Origin of the sequence: Cellulomonas algicola, assembly GCF_019024305.1 — a bacterium.
Lineage (GTDB): Bacteria > Actinomycetota > Actinomycetes > Actinomycetales > Cellulomonadaceae > Cellulomonas > Cellulomonas algicola.
In genome coordinates, this window is the sequence record NZ_JAHKSJ010000021.1 from 60,131 (window position 1) to 74,473 (window position 14,343).

Sequence of the window (14,343 nt, forward strand, 5' to 3'; positions counted from 1 at the left end):
CTGGTCGCGGGCCTCAGCCCGCCGTGCAGGCCGTCCCGTTGAGCGTGAACACCGTCGGCTTCGGGTTGCTGCCCGCGTGCGAGCCGTTGAACCCGATGTCGACGCTGCCCTTCGCGGCGATCGTGCCGTTCCACGGCGCGTTCGTCACGACGACGGACTGGCCGGTCTGCGTGAAGCTGCCCGACCACCCGTTGGTCACCTGCTGCGACGACGGGAACGTGAACGCGAGGGTCCACCCGTTCATCGGCGCCGAGCCGTTGTTGGTGACCCGGACCGACGCCGTGAAGCCCGTGTTCCAGTCGTTCGTCGTGTACCGCACGGAGCAGCCGGTCGGCTGGACCGTGGGCGTGACCGTCGGCGTGGGCGTGACGGTGGGCGTCACCGTCGGCGTGACGGTCGGGGTCGGCGTGACCGTCGGCGTCGGCGTGACCGTGGGCGTCACCGTCGGCGTGACGGTCGGCGTCGGGGTCACCGTCGGCTCGGTGCCCGAGCTGTTCCCCACGACGATCCCGCGCCCGTTGGTCCCGACGTAGACGCGCCCGAACACGTCGGGGTCACCGGTGATCGCGGCGCCCGTCCAGGCGTACTGGTGCTCGTCGTCGTTGATCCGCACCCACGTCGCACCCGCGTCCGTCGAGCGGAAGAAGCCGCGCACGCCGTTCAGCTTCGACGTCGTGTAGATCGCGGGGTACGTCGCGCCCGGGGCCGCCTTGCCGAACCCGACCGCGCCGCCGTCCTCGAACCCGGCGAGCTTCGTGAACGTCACGCCCGCGTCGGTCGACCGCCACAGGCCGGTCTCACCTGCGAGCCAGACGTGGCCCTCGTGGCCGGGCACCGCGCCGAACCGGATGTTGCCGGTGGTCGGGAAGCCGGTCGCGGCCGAGGCGGTGAACGACGCGCCGCCGTCCGTCGACCGGTAGAACCGGCCGTCGCCGAACGCGTAGAACTTCTGCGCGTTCACGCGGTCGGCCTCGACGCGCGCACCCGCGGGGACACCCGTCGACGCGGTCCACGACGAGCCGAGCGTCGTCGAGCGGTGCACGCCGGTCCCGGCCGGGCTCCAGACGATCGTGCCGCCGTCGGCGGACATCGCGACGGTCCCGCCGCCGGTCACGCCCGCCGGCTGCTGGCCCGCCCACCACGACGAGCCGGACGAGGTCGAGACGCCGATGTGCGACTCGACGGTCCCGTCGACGGCCTGCCCGACGCGGACCATCGTCGCGGGCTTCGCCTCGGCGAAGTCCACGCCCGTCACGGAGCCGTGGTACGGCTGCGTGTACATCTGCGCCGGCACCTTCGTGATGTCGGTGTGCACGAACCCACCCACGTCACCGAGCCCGGAGATCAGCTCGACCGGTCCCGGCGGAGCGGCGAGGTCGAGCACGGCCGTCTCCTCGATGCCCTGCGCCTTGACGCCGATCTTGACCTTCCCGCCCGTGTCCCACGCGGTGAGGTTGCTGCCGCCGTAGACCGTCGCGCCGGTGCCGTAGAGGAACTTGTCGGAGTCGAACGGGTCGATCTCGAAGGACTCCGTCATCCAGCCGAGCTTGACGAGCGGCTCGCCCACGGGCGCGGACGTCTTGCCGAACGTGAGCCACGGCGCACCCGAGTAGTCGAGGTCGTAGCGCAGGTCGCGGTTCGGGTAGCCGGCCCAGTCCCAGATCCGGCTCCAGGTCGCGCCCCGGTCGGTGCTGCGGAACACGATGATGTCCGGCCACCAGGAGATCTGCGTGACGACCATGAGCGTGTCGGGGTCCTGCCGGTCGATCGTCAGGCCCGAGTAGCCGAAGTACTGGTCGCTGCTGGACGACGGGACGGGGGAGATGTTCGTCCACGTGCCGGTCGTGGTGTCCAGGCGCCAGACGTCGCCGTGCCCGCCGTCGTACGGGCCGCCCGTGTCGCTGGTCGCGAGGTAGAGCTGCTTGCCCTTCGCGTCGTAGACGCCCTTGTGCGCGATGTACCCGGTCGGCTGGCCGGGGATCCGCTGCCACGTCGCACCCGCGTCGGTCGACCGGTAGACGGTGTTCTCCTTGTCGGCGACGCCGACGTAGATCGTCTTCGTCGGCGAACCCTTGGTGCCGCTCGACGGGTCGAACGTCACCCACACGACGCCCTGGTTGCTCGTGAGGTAGTCGTTGGTCGACGTGGGGTCCTGCACGTAGGTGCCGGGGTTGGTGAACGAGCTGACCTTGGCCCACGTGACGCCCGAGTCGGTGCTGCGCCACAGCCCGTTGCCGCTCTCGGTGCCGAGGTAGAGGACCCGGTTGTCGTTGGGGTCGACCTGCAGGCGCTCGCCCATGCCGCGGCCGGGCATGTTGCCGCCGACCTTGAACGGCAGGGTGGTCTTCTGCCAGGTCTCCCCGCGGTCCGAGGACCGCAGGACCGCGCCGTTCTGCGGGTCCCACGAGTTCGTGTAGGTGCCGACGGCCGCGTAGACCCTGTTGGGGTTCACCGCGTCCGTCGCGAGGCTCAGGACGCCGGTGTGGCTCCACTCGTCCCAGCCGATGTGGTCGAGCAGCGGGACCCAGCGCTGAGTCGCCTGGTCGAGGCGGTACGCCCCGCCGATGTCGGTGCGGGCGTAGACGAGGCCCTTCTCCGACTGGTTGTAGACGATGCCGGGGACGAACCCGCCGCCGACGACCTCGACGTTGCCCCACGTGTACGACGGGGTGGCCGCGGTCGCGGGGGAGCCGAGGGCGACGGCCGTGCCGGCGCCGGTGACGAGTGCGGCTGCGAGGACGGCGCCGGCGAGGCGTCGTGGCGGGCGGCCGGGTCTGACGGGGGAGGTTCGAGCAGGGACGCGCATCCGCTGCACTCCTTCGTGAAGGCGGTGGTGTGCCCGCCGGGCGAGGGTTGCCCGGCCGGTCGACCCCGCAGCCGGACGGCCTCGGGAGGGCGCCGGACGACGGGTGGCCGCACGGTATCGAAGCGCTTCGAGAGCGGGTCAGGGGACGAAACCTTTCGCACGCCACCCGACCGGGAGGGCCCGGCCCGCGTCCAGCCCGCGACGCGGTGCGGGTCAGCCGGTGGTCCGCAGGTGCGACGGGGGAGGAGCAGCGGTAGAAACCTCCCATGAGCCGCGACCTGACCTCCGACCCCGCCGCCGAGCACCTCGCCGAGCCCCCGCTCCCGGAGGCCGAGCTGGCCGCCGCGGACGCACGCTCGGGCGGCGACCCGACGCGGGCCCCGCGGTCGCTGCACGCGGTCGAGATCGAGGCCGACGACGAGGCCATCGCGAGCAGCGAGGACTGGGACGACCCGCAGCGCCTCTGACGGGCTCCGACGCCCGGCCGGACCGCGTCCCCGACGCCGATGAGGCTCCCCGCCGAGGGCACGGCACGCAGGTGCCGCTCTCGGTGGGGAGCCTCACCTCGTGGGCGCCGGACCGGCTCAGCCGCCGGCGATGCCCTCCGGGCCGATCTCGCGACGGAGCTCGTACCCGTCGGCAGCCTGCAGGACCGGGATGCCGTCCGGCGCCGCCGCGGCGGCACGCTCGGCCGCCCGTGACTCCGGGGTGGGCGCCGGCAGGCCGTGCGCGAGCACGTGCTCGCTGAAGGTGAGCTGCCGCAGCAGGATCGCGCGCACGTGGTCCGGGTGGTGCGTCGCCGCACCCGCGTAGATCTCCGGGTCGCGCTGGCCGTCGTCACCGACGAGGACCCATCGCACGTCGGGCAGCTCGTGCACGAGGCGCCTCAGCTGCGCGACCTTGTGCGCACGGCCGCTGCGGAACCAGCCGGTGTTCGTCGGGCCCCAGTCGGTGAGCAGCAGAGGACCGGCCGGGTAGCCGTGCCGCTTGAGGAACCGGGAGATCGCCGGCGCCGCGTTCCAGGCACCCGTCGACAGGTAGACCACCGGCATGCCCGGGTGACGTCGGCGCAGCTCCGCGTACAGCTCGGCCATGCCGGGCACGGGCTCGCGCGCGTCCTCGTTGCGCACGAGCACGTTCCAGGCCGCGACCAGCGGACGCGGCAGGCGGGTCACCATGACCGTGTCGTCGATGTCGCTCACGAGGCCGACGCGGACGGCCGGGTCGATCACCAGCACCGGCGCCTGCGCGCTCGTGCCGTCCTCGGTCGTGAGCTCGACGTGGTGCCAGCCCGGCTCGAGGTCGGACTCGAGCCGGACGTCGAGGTAGCCCCCGCGGTCCGACACGACGGAGTGCTCGTGGCCGCCCACGCGCACGTGCAGCGCCACGCCCGCGACCTGAGCCGTCGCGAAGGAACGCCAGCCGCGCGTCGACGGCGGCTCGGCCGCGTCGATGTGCGCGTCGGCGCCGGCCCCCGGCAGCTCGTGGTCCGGGACCTCGGGCGGTGCCAGGAGCGTGCGCGCCATGACCCGGACCCAGCCCGGGGCGCCGTAGCCGGCGAACGGCTCGATCCGCACGGTCCAGCCCCGGTGGCGCATCTGGTGCGCGACGGCGCGGTCGAACGCGTCCTCGAGCCGGGCCGCGACGTGCAGGCGGCGCGTCGGGCTCGGCGGCTGCGATCCCGCGCCCACGGCACGGTGGCCCGGACGTGCCGCACGGAGCACCGCGCGGTCGTCCGCGGGGTGCTCCGTGCGGGTCGTCATGCCGATGCCTTGTCCTTCGCCCGGGCCTTGTCCGCCGACGCCTTCTCGCCCTCGGCCGACGCGGTGCTCAGCGCACCGCCCGCCGACTCCAGGTGGGCGCGCACGAACCAGTGGAACAGCTCGAGCTCGTGCAGGTGGCCGATGAGGAGGTCGTTCGTGACGTCGTCGAGCTCCTCGGTGTCCTTCGCCGCCTGGCGGTGGTCCGTGATGACGCCGACGTAGACCTCGTCGAGCGCGCCGAGGTGCGCGATCGCGCTGTCCCGGCCGATCGAGTAGTCGTCCCAGCTGCGCGCCTTGACGAGCGCACCCGGCGTGCCGACCGGGGCGACGCCGAGGGTCGCGATGCGCTCGGCGATCGCGTCGACCATGAGGCGGACGGCGTCGACCTGCGGGTCGATCATCTCGTGCACCGCGATGAAGTGCGGGCCCACCACGTTCCAGTGGATGTGCTTGAGCGTGAGGGCGAGGTCGTTGAGCGCGTTGAGCCGCTGCTGGAGGATCTCGGCGACCTTCGCGCCGTCCTCGGGCGTGAGCGACGGGACCGTGTACTTGGGCAGCGAACGTGCCATGAGGGGACTCCTCCTTCAGCTCGTGACCACCGGGCGAGGTCTTGCCCGGGTGTCCGTCCACGCTGCCGCAGGACCGGCCCCCTCGCCAGCGGAACGGCCGGTCACCCGAACGGGTCGCCGTCGCGGTCGAGCCGTTCCGCCACCTCGTCGGGACCGAGCTGCGCGAGCCCGGGACCGATCTCGTCCCACCAGCGGGGGGCCGCGACGCGCGGCTCGTCACGGCCGCGCAGCGAGTACGGCGTGATCGTCGTCTTGGCCGGGTGGTTCTGCGACCAGTCGATGAGCACCTTGCCCCCGCGGACGTCCTTGCGCATGACCGCGACGACGAGCGACGGGTGCTGCTTCGCGACCGCGAACGCGAGGTCGCGCGCGTACTGCCGGACCTCCGGCGCGGTCCTCCGGCCGGGCAGGCGTGCGTAGAGCTGCATCCCCTTGCTCCCCGACGTCACCGGGACCGTCTCGTCCAGGCCGTCCTCGCGCAGCCGGTCCGCCACGAGGTGCGCGACCTGGGCGCACTCGTCGAGGCCCGCGGGCGCACCCGGGTCGAGGTCGATCACGAGCCGGTCGGGGTTCCGCACCCCGCCGCGCGGCCCGACCGTCCACTGCGGAGTGTGCAGCTCGAGCGCGCCCTGGTTGGCGCACCACACGAGCCCGGCCAGGTCGTCGACGAACGGCAGGTCGAGCATCGTGCCCTCGCCGTCGTCGTTGTTCGGCGCCGCGGGCAGCGTCTGCCGGCGCAGCCAGTCCGGTGCGCCGCGCGGCACGTTCTTCTCGAAGAACTTCTCGCCCGCGACGCCGTCGGGCCAACGGATCCGGGTGACGGGCCGCTCGTGCAGCTGCGGCAGCAGCGCCGGTGCGACCCGCACGAGGTAGTTCATGACCTCGGCCTTCGTCGTCCCCGTGCCGGGGTACATGACCTTCTCGAGGTGGGTCACGCGGACCTGCCGCCCGTCCACCTCGACCATCTGCCGATCCGGCGTCACTGCTGCTCCCAGGGGTCGGGGTCGGTGTCCGTCCGCACGCCCCGGACGACGGGCTGGCGCAGCCGGCCCGTCGGGGTGCGGTTGAGGTAGCGCGTGTCGACGACCACCACGGGCGCGCACCAGCGTGTGCCGCGCGCGTCGAGCGGTGGGACGTCGTCGTCGAAGGGGCACGTGTCGCGCGGCTGCGCGGTCACCGCGGCGTGCAGCGCCGTCGCGAGCGCGCCCGTGAGCCCGCTGCCTGCGCGACCCAGGTAGCGCAGCCGCCCGTCGGCGTCGTGCGCCCCCAGCAGGACCGCGCCCAGCCGCCCGCTGCCCGACGTCTCCTCGCGCCACCCGACGACGAGCGCCGTGCGGTGGTGCTGGTGCGCCGACTTCACCCAGTCGGCCGAGCGCACGCCCGGCCGGTAGACCGACGACCGCCGCTTCGCGACGACGCCCTCGAGGCCGTGCTCCGCGGTCACGGCCCACAGCTCGTCGCCGTCCGGGTACACGGGGGAGAGCTGGACGCGATCAGGAAGCGGCAGCCCGTCGAGCAGCGCGCGTCGCTCGTCGTACGCGCGCGACGTGACGTCGGCGCCCGCGACGCGCAGCACGTCGAACACGAGGTACGTGACCGGCCGGGACCGGGCGAAGGCCGCTGTGCGGCGCGGGTCCCGCACGTGCATGCGCTCGGCGAGCGCCGCGAACGACGGTCGCCCGCCGTCGAGCAGCACGACCTCGCCGTCGAGCACCGTGCCCGGCAGGTCGACGAGCCCGCTGAGCTCGGGGTACGCCGGGGTGACGTCCCGACCGCCACGGCTCCACAGCCGCAGCACGCCCGTGGTGGTGTCCGCGAGCGCCCGCACGCCGTCCCACTTGACCTCGTAGGCCCACTGCGGCCCGCGCGGAAGTGCGCCCGTCCGGGCTGCTGGGGTGGCGAGCATGGGCTCCACGGGTCCATCCTGCCCAGGTGGTCCGCGTCCGTCGCGGGCTCGCCGGGGCGTGCCCGGCAGGCGGTGCCGCCGAACCGACGGAGGTGGTCGACGATGCGAGCGATCTGGAAGGGCGCGGTCGCCTTCGGGCTGGTCAACGTGCCCGTGCGGCTGTACGCGGCCACGGGGGAGCACGAGGTGACCCTGCACCAGGTGCACAAGGCCGACGGTGGCCGGATCCGGTACCGGAAGGTGTGCAGCATCGACGGCGAGGAGGTCGAGTACCGGGAGATCGCGAAGGGCTTCGAGACCGACGACGGCGAGCTCGTGGTGCTGACGGACGAGGACTTCTCGCGGCTGCCGCTGTCGACGGAGCGCGAGATCGAGGTCATGGAGTTCGTGCCGGCGGAGCAGGTGGACCCGATCCTGCTGGGCAAGACGTACTACCTGGAGCCGGAGAAGACGGCGGCGAAGCCGTACGCGCTGCTGCGCGGTGCGCTCGAGCAGGCGGACCGGATGGCGGTCGTGAAGGTCGCGATCCGGCAGCGCGAGTCGATGGCGGTGCTGCGGGTGCGGGACAAGGTGATCTGCATGCAGATCCTGCTGTGGCCGGACGAGGTGCGGGCGGCGGACTTCCCGATCCTCGACGGGGACGTGTCGGTCAAGCCGCAGGAGCTCGCGATGGCGTCGTCGCTGGTGGACTCCCTGGCGGCCGACTTCGACCCGACGCAGTACGAGGACCGGTACTCGGCGGCGCTGGAGACCTTGATCGAGACCAAGATCCAGACGGGCGACACGCGTGCGGTGCCGGCACCCGCGGGCGAGGAGGGGGAGTCGGGCGGTGGCGAGGTCGTCGACCTGCTCGCGGCGCTCCAGCGCAGCGTCGAGAAGGCGCGAGGCACGCGGGGCGGGGCGGGCGAGCCGGCGGCGGAGGAGAAGCCGCGGTCGCGGGCGCGGACGGGGACGGACGACGTCGACGAGGGTGACGAGGACGCGTCGGACGGCGGTGCGAAGCGGTCGACCGGCGCGCGGTCGTCGAGGTCCTCGGGCACGAAGGCGTCGACGTCGAAGGCGTCGAGCGGGACCAGGTCGAGCGGGACGACGTCGTCGAGCAGCGCGAAGTCCTCCGGGAGCGCGAAGTCCTCCGGGAGCGCGAAGGCGGCTGACGGCGCGAAGGCGAAGCCCGCTGCCAAGGCCACGTCCAAGGCCGAGGGCGACGAGCCGACGCCGCGCCGCACGCGCCGCAAGGCGTCGTGACGGCTGCGGCGCTGCGGGACGACGCGGTCGCGGCGCTGCGCCGGATCGCGTTCCTGCTGGAGCGCGCGCAGGCGAGCGGGTACCGGAGCGAGGCGTTCCGGGCGGCGGCGTCGTCGGTCGAGCGGACGGCGCCGGACCGTGTCGTGGCGCTCGCGAAGGCGGGCGCGCTGACGGACCTGCCGTCGGTGGGGGCGCGCACGGCCGAGGTCGTGTCGCTGGTCGTGCGCGGGAAGCCGGTCGAGTACCTGGAGCGGCTGGAGGCGGAGGCGGCGGCCGGGGAGGCGCCGGAGCCTGCGGTCGCGGCGCTGCGGGAGCGGCTGCGCGGCGACCTGCACGCGCACAGCGAGGCGAGCGACGGCGCGACGCCGATCCAGGAGATGGTGCTGGCGGCGCTCGACCTCGGGCACGAGTACCTCGCGATCACCGACCACTCGCCGCGGCTGACGGTCGCGAACGGCCTGTCGGCACCCTGCCTGCGCGCGCAGCTGGAGCAGGTCGCGGCGCTCAACCGCGCGGTGGCGCCGTTCACGGTCCTGTCGGGCATCGAGTGCGACATCCTCGACGACGGCGCGCTGGACCAGGACCCGGACCTGCTCGACGAGCTCGACGTGGTGGTCGCGTCGGTGCACTCGAAGCTGCGGATGGACTCGCGGTCGATGACGGAGCGCATGGTCGCGGCGGTGCGCAACCCCCGCACGGACGTCCTCGGGCACTGCACCGGCCGGCGTCTGACGGGCCGGCAGCGCCCGCAGAGCGAGTTCGACGCGCGCCGGGTCTTCGAGGAGTGCGCCGAGCACGGCGTCGCGGTGGAGATCAACTGCCGCCCCGACCGCCTGGACCCGCCGCACGACCTGCTGGCGGTCGCGGTCGAGGTCGGCTGCCTGTTCAGCATCGACACCGACGCGCACGCGCCGGGTCAGCTGGACTGGTTGACGGCGGGGTGCGAGCGGGCCGCGCAGCACGCGATCGACCCGGAGCGGGTCATCACGACGTGGCCCGTCGAGCGGCTGCGTGAGCGATCGCACCGCTGACACGCCCGGTCGGACGTGCGGAAGCGCACGGGTGGACGCGTTAGGGTCTGCGCAGCCCCCGGTCACGCGGTGTCGCCGCGCGCCCGACGGGTCCAGGCCCGTCCAGGGTCCGCAGGAACCGAGTCAACAAGGAGCACACATCTCGTGAGCGTCAACCGCACCGAGCTCGTCCAGGCCGTGGCCGCGAAGGCGGGCACCGCCAACGCCGAGGCCGACAAGGTCCTCAAGGCCTTCCAGGAGGTCCTCGTGGAGCAGCTCGCCGCAGGGGAGTCCGTGACGATCCCCGGCTTCCTCGCCGTCGCGCGCGCCGAGCGCTCGGCCCGCACGGGCATCAACCCGCAGACGGGCGAGAAGCTCGAGATCCCCGCGGGCTACCGCGTGAAGCTCACGGCGGGCAGCGCCCTCAAGCGCGCCGTCCAGGGCTGACACCCGACTCAGGGCCGGGTCCGACCGTCGAGGTCGGGCCCGGCCCTGTCTCGTGCGCGTCCACTATGATGCGAACGAGTCTCATGAAGGAGCGGCACGTGATGGCGGTGGTACGGCAGACGCGGCAGCGTGCCGAGATCCTCGACCTGCTCGCGGGTCTGGACGAGTTCCGCAGCGCCCAGCAGCTGCACGAGCTGCTGCGCTCACGCGGCTCGTCGGTGGGCCTGGCGACCGTGTACCGCGCGGTGCAGAGCCTGACCGAGACGGGCGAGGTCGACGTCCTGCGCACCGAGGACGGCGAGTCCGTCTACCGCCGGTGCGCGCAGCGCACGCACCACCACCACCTCGTCTGCCGGTCGTGCGGGCGGACCGTCGAGATCGACGCGGCGCAGGCCGAGGCGTGGGCCGCGCAGGTCGCGACCGCGCACGGGTTCGCCGACGTCGACCACACGATCGAGCTCGTCGGGACGTGCGCCTCGTGCCGGGCGGCCGCCGCGTCCTGACCGCGCCAGCGCCCGCTCAGCCCGCCGCGCGACGCATGAGGCGCGGCACGAGCCACCACGCGGACGTGAGCACCACGAGCGAGACGCCCCCCACGAGCAACCCCGCCTGACGCCCGACCACGACGTCGAACAGCAGCATCGCCGAGCCCGCGAGCACGAGGGCCAGGACCACGAGCCCGAGCCGCGCGAAGATGTTGGCGGCCGCGACGAGCTCGGGCTTGAGCCGCTTGCGGAACAGCACCCGGTGCAGGCTCACCGGCGCCACGAGGAGCGCCGTCGCCAGGACCGCGAGCACGACCAGCACGAGGTAGAGGTCCTTCTGGTACGCGTCGAGGTCCGCGAACCGCTGCTGGAACGGGATGGTGAACAGGAAACCCGTGAGGATCTGCGTGCCGGTCTGCGTGACGCGCAGCTCCTGCAGGAGCTCGTTCCAGTTCCGGTCCATCCGCTCCGTGAACGTCTCGTTGCGGTCCTCGTCGTGCAGCTGGTCCTGCGCGGGCACGGTGCCTCCTTCGGTCGTGTCGCAGGGGATCATGCCGCAGGCGCCCTCGTGCCGCCCGACAGGTGTCCCGGGCACCCGTCGGGCCGGGGGAGACTGGGGGAGTGACACGACTCCACGACGCCGACCACCGTGACTTCGCCTCCGACAACTACGCGGGCGCGCACCCCGAGGTCCTCGCCGCGCTGGTCGACGCGAACGGCGGCCACCAGACCGCGTACGGCGCGGACGCCTATACCGCGCGGCTCCAGGAGGTCGTCGGGGCGCACTTCGGTGCCGGCGCGACGGCGTACCCGGTGTTCAACGGGACGGGCGCCAACGTGCTGTCGCTCCAGGCGCTGCTGCCCCGCTGGGGCGCCGTCGTGTGCGCCGAGACCGCGCACATCCAGACCGACGAGAACGGCGCGCCGGAGCGTGTCGGCGGGCTCAAGCTGCTCACGGTCCCCACACCGGACGGCAAGCTCACGCCCGAGCTGGTCGCCCGCCAGGCGTGGGGCTTCGGGGACGAGCACCGCGCGCAGCCCGGCGTCGTGTCGATCACGCAGAGCACCGAGCTCGGCACGCTCTACACGCCCGACGAGGTCCGCGCGCTGGCCGACCAGGCGCACGACCTGGGCCTGCGGCTGCACGTCGACGGGGCGCGCATCGCGAACGCGGCCGCCGCGCTCGACCTGCCCCTGCGCGCGTTCACGACGGACGCCGGCGTCGACGTCGTGTCGCTGGGCGGCACCAAGAACGGGCTGCTGTTCGGCGAGGCGGTCGTCGTCCTCGACGAGGCCGCGGCCCCCGGGCTCGCATACCTGCGCAAGATGAACATGCAGCTCGCGTCGAAGATGCGGTTCGTGTCCGCGCAGCTCGTCGCCCTGTTCGAGGGCGACCTCTGGCTGCGGTCGGCGCGGCACGCCAACGCGATGGCTGCGCGCCTGCGCGCCGGGCTCGACGCGCTCGGGGACCGCGTCCACGTGACGCTCCCGACGCAGGCCAACGGCGTCTTCGTGACGCTCCCGCGTGCGGTGTCCGCCGAGCTGCGGCGCACGTGGACGTTCTACGACTGGCACCCGGAGAGCGGGGAGGTGCGGCTCATGTGCGCGTTCGACACGACCGAGGCCGACGTCGACGCCTTCCTCGCCGAGCTGCGTCGGCTGCTCGACGCGCAGGGCTGACGCGACGGCGCCGGTGGCACGGGGCTGAGCCCGTCCCACCGGCGCCGAGGGCGGGTGCGCCGGCCTCCACGTCCGACGCACCCACCGGAGAGGTCAGCGGGTGCAGCTCGCCCCGTTGACCGTGAACGCGGTCGGCGCGGTGTTCGTGCCGGTGTGCGTCCCGCTGAACCCGATCTCGACGCTCGCCCCGGGCGCGAGGACCCGGTTCCAGTCCGCGTTGGTCGCCGTGACCTTCGCACCGGACTGCGCCCACGTCGCACTCCAGCCCTGCGTCAGGGTCTGGCCGCTGGGGAAGTCGAACGCCAGCGTCCAGCCGTTGAGCGCGGTCGTCCCGGTGTTCGTGACCTTGACCGCCGCCGTGAACCCGCTGGACCAGCCGTTGGCCGTGTACGCCACGGAGCACGACCCGGTCGCGACGTCCGGCGCGGTCGACGCCGTGAGCGCCGCCGACGCGGCGGACACGTTGCCCGCCGCGTCCTTCGCCCGGACGGTGAAGGAGTACGACGTGCCCGCGGTCAGGCCCGTCACCGTGTACGACGGCGTGGTCGTCGACCCGACGAGCGTCGTGCCCCGGTAGACGTCGTAGCCCGCGAGGCCCGAGCCACCGGTGTCCGTCGACGCGGTCCACGTCAGCGGGACCGACGTCTTGGTCGCCGTGCCCGCCGTGAGGCCCGTCGGCACGCTCGGCGCGGTGGTGTCGCCCGTGCCGGCCGCCGTGCGCACCGACACCGCGGTGGACGCCGCCGACACGTTGCCCGCGCCGTCCTTGGCCCGCACCGAGAACGAGTACGCGGTGTCGGCCGTCAGGCCGGTCACGGTGTAGGACGTCGAGGTCGTGGTCCCGACGAGCGTCGAGCCGCGGTACACCTCGTAGCCCGCGACGCCGGACCCGCCGGTGTCCGTCGAGGCCGTCCACGACAACGGCACCGACGACGCCGTCGGCGTGCCCGCCTTCAGGCCACCGGGGACGCTCGGCGCGGTCGTGTCCGACGTGCCGCCGCCCACCTGGGAGATCGAGATGCCGGTGGTCGAGCCCACGCCGCCGAGCGGCACCTCGTGGTCGAGGCCGACGAACTTGCCGCCGTGCTGGAACAGCGTCGGCTTGAGCATGGTCGAGTACTTGACCTCGTCCCACGTCTTCCAGTCGTCGAGCAGCAGGCCGCCCGTGTCACCCGAGTTCGGGTTGAGCACCCAGAACGTCTGGCTGAGCTTCCGCTCGGCGATGAGGTCGCGCAGCGCGGCCATCCACTTGTCCTGCCGCGGGTCCTGGCCGAGCCGGCCACCCCACTCGCCGATGAGCAGCGGCGCGATGTCCTCGTCGTGGATGAACAGCCAGTTCGGGCCCCACACGTCCGCGGTCAGCGACGCCTTGTCGAAGTCCTTCTGGAACCACTTCTGGTCGAACACGAGCGGCCCGTAGTCGTGCGGCGAGTACACGAGCTGGTCCTGGTTCGCCCCCAGGTCGATCGGGAAGTCACGCACGCCCCGCAGGTTCCCGCCCCACCACGTGCCGTAGTAGTCGGTGAGCCCGGTCGAGGTCCACGAGACGCCCTCCTTCGGGTAGATCTCGACACCCTCGACGAACACGAGCCAGTTCGGGTTGATCGCGAGGATCTTCTTCGACGCCGTCTCGGCGAAGTGCTTGAAGTTGTCCTTGTCGGTCGTGCCGTCCCACTTCGCACGCTCGGTCGAGCCCTGCGTGCCGTGCGGCTCGTTCTTGATGTCGGCGCCGACGATCGTGTCGTCGTTCTTCCAGCGCGCCGCCGCCCACTCCCACCCGGCGTAGACGTCCTCGGTGGTGATCGACCCCTTCCACCACATGTTGTAGACGTGCCCGGAGTTGTCGGCCTCGGCGGAGTGCACGTCGAGGAACACCTTGATGCCGTACCTCTGGCACAGCGTCAGGAAGTACTCGAAGATCTGCAGGCTGTTCTTGCCCTCGAGCTCGGGGTTGGCGTAGGTGTTCACGTTCGGCTTGAGGAACGTGCCCGCCTTCCACTCGAGCAGCAGCTGCGTCGAGATCGGCACGCGGACCGTGTTGATGCCGCGGTTCGCCATCTGCTGCGTGATCTCGGTGATGTTGCCGGACCACAGGCCGTGGAAGACGCGCTCGCTCGCGTTGAAGCCGAACCAGTTGACGCCGGAGAGCACGACCTCCTTCCCGGACGCGTCGACGATCGTGTTGCCCTGCACGTGGAGCCAGTCGTCGCCGGCGGCCGCCTGTGCAGGCGCGGCGACCAGGGCGAGCGGCGCGGTGAGGGCGGTCGCGGCCAGCAGGCCCGTGACCGCCGCGCGCACGCGGGTACGGAGGGGGGAGTGCACGTGGTTCTCCTCGGGTCGATCCGGTCCGGCCGGTGGGTCCCGGCCGGGCGAGCCCGGTGGTGCGGCCGGGTGGGCACGCGGAGCGGGGGTCCCCCGGGACTTTCCGGAGG

At 73.0% G+C, this 14,343-nt stretch carries 13 protein-coding genes; 6 read left to right on the forward strand and 7 right to left on the reverse strand.

The genetic code is table 11. From position 1 onward, the window contains the following. Positions 1-13: 13 nt before the first annotated feature. Positions 14-2,806 carry a cellulose binding domain-containing protein gene (locus KOV94_RS15925; RefSeq protein ID WP_218052585.1) on the reverse strand — a complete coding sequence of 931 codons (2,793 nt, stop codon included), beginning with the start codon at positions 2,804-2,806 and terminating at the stop codon, positions 14-16. A gap of 266 nt (positions 2,807-3,072) precedes the next feature. Here KOV94_RS15925 and KOV94_RS15930 point away from each other — a divergent pair, with 266 nt between their 5' ends. Further along, complete coding sequence (locus KOV94_RS15930; protein ID WP_124341215.1) at positions 3,073-3,273, forward strand: hypothetical protein; 201 nt, start codon at positions 3,073-3,075, stop codon at positions 3,271-3,273. A gap of 117 nt (positions 3,274-3,390) precedes the next feature. On the opposite strand, the gene KOV94_RS15935 is transcribed toward KOV94_RS15930, so the two are convergent. From KOV94_RS15935 to KOV94_RS15950, 4 genes are all read right to left on the reverse strand, one after another. Beyond that, positions 3,391-4,569 (reverse strand): App1 family protein phosphatidate phosphatase, encoded by a 1,179-nt coding sequence (locus tag KOV94_RS15935; RefSeq protein ID WP_124341214.1) that lies wholly within the window; start codon positions 4,567-4,569, stop codon positions 3,391-3,393. After that, positions 4,566-5,138 carry a Dps family protein gene (locus tag KOV94_RS15940; protein ID WP_218052586.1) on the reverse strand — a complete coding sequence of 191 codons (573 nt, stop codon included), beginning with the start codon at positions 5,136-5,138 and terminating at the stop codon, positions 4,566-4,568. Before KOV94_RS15940 ends, KOV94_RS15935 begins: the two co-directional genes overlap by 4 nt. Before the next feature lie 101 nt (positions 5,139-5,239). Further along, positions 5,240-6,103, reverse strand: a complete 864-nt coding sequence (gene ligD, locus KOV94_RS15945; RefSeq protein ID WP_225916817.1) for a non-homologous end-joining DNA ligase — start codon at positions 6,101-6,103, stop codon at positions 5,240-5,242. 14 nt (positions 6,104-6,117) lie between these two features. After that, positions 6,118-7,044, reverse strand: a complete 927-nt coding sequence (locus tag KOV94_RS15950) for an ATP-dependent DNA ligase (protein WP_225916834.1) — start codon at positions 7,042-7,044, stop codon at positions 6,118-6,120. Between the two features lie 102 nt (positions 7,045-7,146). Here KOV94_RS15950 and ku point away from each other — a divergent pair, with 102 nt between their 5' ends. From ku to KOV94_RS15970, 4 genes are all read left to right on the forward strand, one after another. Continuing rightward, the gene (ku, locus tag KOV94_RS15955; protein WP_218052588.1) at positions 7,147-8,289 is read left to right on the forward strand and encodes a non-homologous end joining protein Ku; all 1,143 of its coding nucleotides are present in this window, start codon (positions 7,147-7,149) and stop codon (positions 8,287-8,289) included. Continuing rightward, the gene (locus KOV94_RS15960; RefSeq protein ID WP_218052589.1) at positions 8,286-9,320 is read left to right on the forward strand and encodes a PHP domain-containing protein; all 1,035 of its coding nucleotides are present in this window, start codon (positions 8,286-8,288) and stop codon (positions 9,318-9,320) included. Before ku ends, KOV94_RS15960 begins: the two co-directional genes overlap by 4 nt. A 144-nt stretch (positions 9,321-9,464) precedes the next feature. Then, a complete protein-coding gene (locus KOV94_RS15965) occupies positions 9,465-9,746 on the forward strand; it encodes an HU family DNA-binding protein (RefSeq protein ID WP_124341208.1) in 282 nt (93 codons plus the stop codon). 83 nt (positions 9,747-9,829) lie between these two features. Beyond that, positions 9,830-10,249, forward strand: coding sequence for a Fur family transcriptional regulator (locus KOV94_RS15970; protein WP_269467829.1), 420 nt, complete (start codon positions 9,830-9,832; stop codon positions 10,247-10,249). 16 nt (positions 10,250-10,265) lie between these two features. Here KOV94_RS15970 and KOV94_RS15975 read toward each other — a convergent pair whose 3' ends face one another. Then, positions 10,266-10,751 (reverse strand): DUF6328 family protein, encoded by a 486-nt coding sequence (locus KOV94_RS15975; RefSeq protein ID WP_218052590.1) that lies wholly within the window; start codon positions 10,749-10,751, stop codon positions 10,266-10,268. A 101-nt stretch (positions 10,752-10,852) separates the two neighbouring features. Between KOV94_RS15975 and KOV94_RS15980 the strand changes: the two genes are divergently transcribed. Beyond that, positions 10,853-11,911: a threonine aldolase family protein gene (locus KOV94_RS15980; RefSeq protein ID WP_218052591.1), complete on the forward strand. Its 1,059-nt coding sequence runs from the start codon at positions 10,853-10,855 to the stop codon at positions 11,909-11,911. A gap of 93 nt (positions 11,912-12,004) precedes the next feature. Here KOV94_RS15980 and KOV94_RS15985 read toward each other — a convergent pair whose 3' ends face one another. After that, positions 12,005-14,233 carry a cellulase family glycosylhydrolase gene (locus KOV94_RS15985; RefSeq protein ID WP_218052592.1) on the reverse strand — a complete coding sequence of 743 codons (2,229 nt, stop codon included), beginning with the start codon at positions 14,231-14,233 and terminating at the stop codon, positions 12,005-12,007. Positions 14,234-14,343: the final 110 nt, after the last annotated feature.